At 52.4% G+C, this 6,490-nt stretch carries 6 protein-coding genes and 2 pseudogenes; 5 read left to right on the forward strand and 3 right to left on the reverse strand.

Features of this window, described 5'->3' with window-relative positions; all coding sequences use genetic code 11:
• The first annotated feature begins 218 nt into the window (after positions 1-218).
• Positions 219-938 (forward strand): IclR family transcriptional regulator, encoded by a 720-nt coding sequence (locus Q4D83_RS11950; RefSeq protein ID WP_303175536.1) that lies wholly within the window; start codon positions 219-221, stop codon positions 936-938.
• Here Q4D83_RS11950 and Q4D83_RS11955 read toward each other — a convergent pair.
• Positions 935-1,834 carry an alpha/beta fold hydrolase gene (locus Q4D83_RS11955; RefSeq protein WP_303175537.1) on the reverse strand — a complete coding sequence of 300 codons (900 nt, stop codon included), beginning with the start codon at positions 1,832-1,834 and terminating at the stop codon, positions 935-937. The two genes, Q4D83_RS11950 and Q4D83_RS11955, sit on opposite strands and share 4 nt — an antisense overlap.
• Before the next feature lie 521 nt (positions 1,835-2,355).
• On the opposite strand from Q4D83_RS11955, the gene Q4D83_RS11960 reads away from it, so the two are divergent.
• The 4 genes and pseudogenes from Q4D83_RS11960 to Q4D83_RS12095 all read left to right on the forward strand — a co-directional run.
• Positions 2,356-2,811 (forward strand): IS3 family transposase, encoded by a 456-nt coding sequence (locus tag Q4D83_RS11960; protein ID WP_303175538.1) that lies wholly within the window; start codon positions 2,356-2,358, stop codon positions 2,809-2,811.
• Between the two features lie 300 nt (positions 2,812-3,111).
• Positions 3,112-3,351 (forward strand): annotated as a pseudogene (locus Q4D83_RS12085) (transposase); the annotation flags it as partial.
• A gap of 73 nt (positions 3,352-3,424) precedes the next feature.
• On the forward strand, positions 3,425-3,736 hold the full coding sequence (locus Q4D83_RS12090) for a transposase (RefSeq protein WP_368502219.1): 312 nt from the start codon (positions 3,425-3,427) through the stop codon (positions 3,734-3,736).
• Between the two features lie 126 nt (positions 3,737-3,862).
• Positions 3,863-3,992: pseudogene (locus Q4D83_RS12095) on the forward strand (transposase); the annotation flags it as partial.
• A 495-nt stretch (positions 3,993-4,487) separates the two neighbouring features.
• Here Q4D83_RS12095 and Q4D83_RS11970 read toward each other — a convergent pair.
• The gene (locus tag Q4D83_RS11970; protein ID WP_303175539.1) at positions 4,488-5,498 is read right to left on the reverse strand and encodes a hypothetical protein; all 1,011 of its coding nucleotides are present in this window, start codon (positions 5,496-5,498) and stop codon (positions 4,488-4,490) included.
• Entirely contained in the window at positions 5,498-6,079 is a 582-nt protein-coding gene (locus Q4D83_RS11975; RefSeq protein ID WP_303175540.1) for an ATP-binding cassette domain-containing protein, read from the reverse strand. The genes Q4D83_RS11970 and Q4D83_RS11975 overlap by 1 nt, the downstream gene beginning before the upstream one ends.
• Positions 6,080-6,490: the final 411 nt, after the last annotated feature.

Genomic DNA, 6,490 nt, shown 5'->3' on the forward strand with positions numbered 1-6,490 from the left:
TGTGTGTAGTGCCCCCGCACCGCGCATCTCACGATTTGGGAACAGCATTTCAGTTCACGGGACAGTATAGCGCGCTCGCCGCAGTCGAGCGAATCCGATTGCACGCCTCAACAACCCCCGCTGCCCGCGCGAAAACTACGGTATACTTGCAGCGCCGCAGCTAGCGCACACTTACCCCACACTAGATTTCCCATATCTTGGGATGTTAATATCAATTCATGGGACAGTTTCAATCCTCAGAAGCCGGTAGCGGCATCAAGGTACTCGACCGCGCGGTGCACATCCTCACCACGATCGCCGAGCAACCCCGTTCGCTTTCCGAACTCTGCGAGGCGACCGGCCTTCCGCGCGCAACCACGCACCGTCTTGCCACCGCCCTCGAATCGCACAGACTACTGACCCGCACCTCCGACGGCCGCTGGAACATCGGCAGCGCCCTCACCGCCCTCGGCGCCGGCACATCAGACAAACTTGTCGACGCCGCCACCCCCATCATGGCCGCAATAATGGAGCACACAGGCGAATCGGTACAGTTGTATCGACTTACCGGAACCACCCGAACCTGCATCGCCAGCCTCGAACCCCCATCCGGTTTACAAAACACTGTCCCCGTCGGCTCCCGCATGCCGCTCACCGCAGGTTCCGCCGCGCGCGTCTTCATGGCGTACGCATCCCCGCAGCTCCGCGCCGCAATCATGCCCAACGCGGCATTCACTACCGACGACCTCGAACGCGTGCGCGCAACCAACTACGCCGAGTCCGCCAGCGAGCGCGAAGCCGGCCTCGCTAGCGTATCCACACCCGTTTTCGACCACACCGGCCAGGTCATCGCCGCCCTTTCCATTTCCGGCCCCATCGAACGATTCGGCCCACACCCCGGCTCCCGCTGGGCACCCGCACTTATCGACGCCGCGGAAAAGCTCAGCACCCAGCTCTAATCCCGCCTCCTGGAGGATGCAAACCGGCAAATAGCATCAACCACCTCTTCAGAATGGCCCTCAAGCATGTGCCCACCCGATTCGAACGACACGAAAGTGCACCCCGGGAAACGCGCCACCGCATCCCGCGTCTGAGTAAAACTCACCACTTTGTCGTCCTGGGCGTGGAGCACCAATGTCGGTGAACGCAGCTTCTCCACCTCGTAAGAATCGAAATTCCTTGCCATATCCGGATTAGCCACCGTAGCATCCAGCAACACCCCGCGACGGCGCTCGCTAATGGGCATCATAGTGACAATAGTATCGGGGCGAATCCCCATCACCAGACCAAATAACGGGCTGATCAAAAACATTCCAAAATCATTGGTCAGCAACCGCGGCGGCCCAGCATAGCGCACCCATCGTTGCGGGCGCTCAGCATACGGCATCGCGGAGCTCAACAACATCAAACCCTTTGTGCGCTCCGGATAATCCAGCGCAAATCGAATCGCTATGGTGCCACCAGCCGAAGCCCCCAAGACAAACACCTTTTCTATTCCCAAGTGGTCTAGCAATTCCACAAAAGCAGCGGCTTGGTCCGCAGGCGTGCCCTCACCCCGGACATCACTGCCCAAATATCCAAACCGGGCCGGCGCGATCACACGAAACTGATCAGCAAAACCCTCGCAATTGTCCAGCGCCTGATCAAAACCACCAAACAAGCCGTGTACGGAAAGAATCACTTCCCCGCTCCCCCGATCCACATAACGCAAATCCCCATAACTCAGCCGCACGGTGGCGGCATCATATTCTTCCAATCGCTCATAACTACGCTGTACCGCCGCACGACAACGCACCGCCTGCACAACCAAAAACCCGCATACCACAATCGCTACTACCCACAACACATACACCATTCGCGCACACCTCAAAATTTGCTTTCTCCACTAAACATACGTCCTTTAAACGAAGGACTCCACAGGCGTGGCAAAAATTTTAGGCCCTCAAAAACTTACACTTTTTGCTTAGGATCCCTGTATGTACCTCGCACATCAGATTGCTTATATACAACTTGAAGTGTCCCAGGTTTTGTTCCGTTTGAGTAGATGGGAAAATCTTCGATTAAGCCGAAGAAGTTTGATCAGGATGCGAAGGATCGTGTGGTCCGTTGAGTTGAGGATCGAATCCTAGTAGAAGGTATTTCTGTGCAGGAGGCGTGCAAGATTGTGGCGCCAAAGTTTGGCATCTGTTGTCATACAGCCCGACAATGAACGCAGGCAGCTCGCCGCAAGGATCGTGGTGTTGAACCGACACCTGAGGACCTCGCTGCTGAGAACACACGGTCGCATCGTGAGGTTCAGCAGCTGCGGGACACTAACGAGTTGCTGAAGGCTGCGTCGGCCTTTTTCGCGTCGGAACTCGGCCCGCAACCTCGGAGATGATTCAGTTCATCGATGAGTACCGCGATCATTTCTGCGTCAAATTCATCGGCAAGACGTTAAACACCCATCGTATTGGTGGTTTTCTCACCTGTTGTGGGTACCGCCAGTACAAATCCCCTGGCATGAGTGCCCGTTGTCTTCGTGACGCCGCCCCGGTAGAGCACATCCGCAAGGTTCACGCCGCGAATTACGGCGTGTACGGCATCCGTAAGATGTGGCACGCTCTGCGCCATGAAGAAATCAATATTGGGAGTGAGCAGACTGCCCGTTTGATGCGCCTTACAGGAGTCACCGACAAAGGCCGCCCTCCTATGACAACTCGCAGGCCGAAAGGGGGGCTTGAGTATCGCCCGGATTTGGTGGGCCGTGCGTTTCAAACCACTAGGCGGCAGTGTCTGATGGTTTGTGTGTGGGGGATCCACCACTGGCATCGAAGGATAAATCTTCAATGAACTTCATGGCGAAGCATGACGGGGGTGACCTTGCACGGTTCAAATCTATCGAAGTGCGGCTGCTGGCGAATCCTTTAACTTGCGTCATTGATTGATGATCTTGCTACTTCCACGCGCGACACAGGCGATTTAGTCCAGGGTTTGTGTGCCATGGGTCAATGAACCGTGGGTTTGTAAGCGGAAATAGGTGCCCCGTCTCGGCTATGAGCAAACCAAGCTGTGAAGGCACAGCGGCGGTAGGCACGGATCATTCCCGTAAATGGTTCGTACAAGAAACAAGTCGAATCGATTGACGGTACGTTGGACATTCACATTCCACGGGATCGTGATGGTTTGTGCTCGCCGCAGATGGTTTTTGGAGGGCAGCCGCCGGCTGACTGACTTCGACGATATGATTGTCGGTTTGTGGCAGCCGGCGGTATGACCGTCCGAGATATCCAACACCACCTCACTACAAGCTTGCGGGTGGATATCTCGCCGGATACCATCTCCGCAATCACCGATGCGGTGCTTGAGGAAGTCATGATCTGGCAGCAACGCGAGCTCGATGAGTTTTACCCGGTGCTCTTCCTTGACGCCCTACGGATTGACGTCCGCGGTAGGCGGCCGCGTCATGAGCAAGGCCGTTTATATTGCCATCGGCGTGGATATGGGAGGTATCAAGCACATCTTGGGATTATGGATCGCCAAAGAAGAAGTCGCTTCATTTTGGGCAGCGGTGTGCGCAGAACTTGCCAACCGAGGTATCAAAGACGTCTTCATCGTCTGCTGCGATGGCCTCAACGGCTTTGAAAAGGCCATTGAAGCGACCTGGCCGAAGTCGATGGTGCAGACTTGCGTGGTCCATCTCATCCGGGCGGCCACCCGATGGGTGTCCTCCACCGACCGCAGGAGGGGTCACCAAGCAACTCCGGGAATTTTATAACGCCTCCAGCGTCGATGAAGCCAACACCACGTGACAGCGGTTCGAATCCAGCGGCGTTGGGACAAACATATCCCCAATCCGTCAACCTCCGGCGCCACACCTGGAGCCGGTTCATCCCGTTGTTGAAAATTCCCGCCGGAAGCAAGAAAGGTTATCGTGTGCGACAAATTCAATTGCATCGCTCAATAACGAATTGCGGAAAGCCACGCGAAATCGCGTGCAATTCCCCAATGACGATTCGGCAATCAACACACTAAAGGCTAATGATCTGCACTATCGAAGATCAACGCGCCACACAACACAAACAAGAACGCAACAACGCGTTGCCACTACCGCCGGCCGGCTCGTTGAAGGTCAAAAAGTCCCTCAATGGAAACAGGCTAAACACCACATGGCAGTGGCATACCCCCACCGATTCCACCACTACCTATGAACCAAACCCCACACACAAACAACTTGACAGACTCCTGCGTGTTACTACAAGGAAACATCACTGACAATGAAAAGCCCTACACGATCCCCACCCAAGCGCTAAACAATCGTTACCACACCGCTACGAATTACTCGGTTGCGACACCATTACCGTCCCACCCAGCATTACCCCACAAACCCAAGTCCTCATCAATGGAAGCAACCTTGCCGAGAAGATCCGGAACAAACTGAGGCCTACTGGATTCGGGAGAAAGAAGGACTTGAGTAGGAGATTATCAAATCTCACAGATCCTCTACCCGTTCAATCATTCTCCAAGATTCAGACCAACTGCCCTAGAAGTAGACTTGCGATCAACAGAGCGAATCCTGATGGTAGACCTTTTGAATAGTAATCAAATACCCCTATGGAAAATGCCCCGAAACCAGTCTCAACGAAGTCATCACCATCGGCCCTCCTCGGTTTAGCTCTTGAAAATCCGGTTTTCACCAGCGCTACGACATAGGCTAATGCACCCAGAATATTACCTTGGGTTAGGAGAAGGAAAGCCAAACTTGAAACTAAGACAAACGGAGCTATTACGCTAATACTGAGGAGTATGGACTCTTTTTCATATTCTTCGAATGAGCAACAGCGTAGAATGCCTGCAATGGATACTGATTGGACTACGAACAGCATCAGGATTGCACCCACAGGAGTTACAAAGGAAACCGTTGCACCCCACAACACGGTTGTGGCAAAGACCGGAATCAGATAGGCCCGCCGAAAGATTCTTCTAACAGCTAGCCGCCCCCTTCCTCCCCCCTGGGGAAAAGCAACCAATCTAAGCTGCGTTTGTGCGATGGCTTTGGAAATTAATTCTGAATCTTGCACAAACCATGCACCAGCAACGGCCCCTGTTCTTTTCCCAGAAATCAGCAGCCGAGGTAATCTCCAGCTGTTGAAGCCGATTCCAATTCTAAGTAAGGCGACAGTAGAAGCAAGGACTACGGATTCTTTGAGCTCCAAGAATGCGAATGGAATAATGCTGACAACTATTATTTGTAACAAGCCGGAGAACTCGAACCCTAACCTAGTTTTAAGTGATCGAGGCCGGTAAAGAACCGATTCGGGTGTGACGCTTCTGATGGGAAGAAAATACTCTAGAAGAGCTAACGTCACAATTAAGGAAAATACCAGCAAGGGAAACTTTGTTTCTACAGGAAACGGTGCACTCAAAACAATCTGAGAATCCAAGAACCTGACAGCCGAAATAACAGAACCGCTAATCAATCCGAGTATAACGACCGCGTAAATACCATCCGCTAAGAAATAGAGAGCTCGCCGAATCATTACAACTCGATCGTCCTATCACAAGAATTCAAGAGCCGTTCATTGTGAGTTGCAACCACTATTCCAACTCCCAAGCTAGCAATAGCATTTAGCTCCTCCGATAGAAAGCCAATCCAGTCCTTATCAAGATGTCTCTCAGGCTCATCGAGCAATATAAAGTTCCAATTCTCGTGTACGTGTAGAGCAAGAAATGCTCGCTGTTTTTGCCCGCTGGAAAGCCACGAAGGTGGGAAATCCAAAATCTCCTCCAGCCTCCACTTTTGCGTCTGGATTCTTTGAGTATTCTCTTTTCCTTTAAAAACCAGCTCAAAATGCTCCTGAATCGTCAGATCGGGAAGGAATGACGGAGCATCAATACTTTTGATCAGTGCAAGAGCTTGTTTGGAGCTGGTAGGAACCTTGTCAATAACTGGAACACCTTCGAGCGGGTCAATCTGACCACCCAAAGTTTTTAACAATGTTGACTTGCCTGATCCATTTACTCCACTTACTCCAATGTATTCACCTCGACGCAACTCAAGATCAATTTGGCCCAGAGGCGTCTTATATCCATATTTCCCATGGAATTGAAGCGAGACCAAAGCGTTTCAAACCCTCTCAAAATTGATTTCAACCATCTTATGAGATATACCTTCCAACAAGCATACGGACGGTGAAGTGTCCTAGGTTTTGTTCCGTTTGAGTAGATGGGAAAATCTTCGATTATGCCGAAGAAGTTTGATCAGGATGCGAAGGATCGTGTGGTCCGTGTAGTTGAGGATTGAATCCTAGTAGAAGGTATCTCTATGCAGGAGGTGTGCAAGATTGTGGCGCCAAAGTTGGGCATCTCTTGTCATACAGCCCGACAATGGACGCAGGCAGCTCGCCGCGAGGGTCGTGGTGTTGTGTGGTGTTGGTGGTGGGTCGGGGTTGGGTATTACTCTGTTGTGTTGCTTTGTGCCACGTTTGTGTTGGTGGTGTTTGGTGTGGCTGTGAATTGTTGGGTGTTTTCC

It is taken from the genome of Corynebacterium sp. (genome assembly GCF_030532715.1).
Taxonomy (GTDB): Bacteria; Actinomycetota; Actinomycetes; order Mycobacteriales; family Mycobacteriaceae; genus Corynebacterium.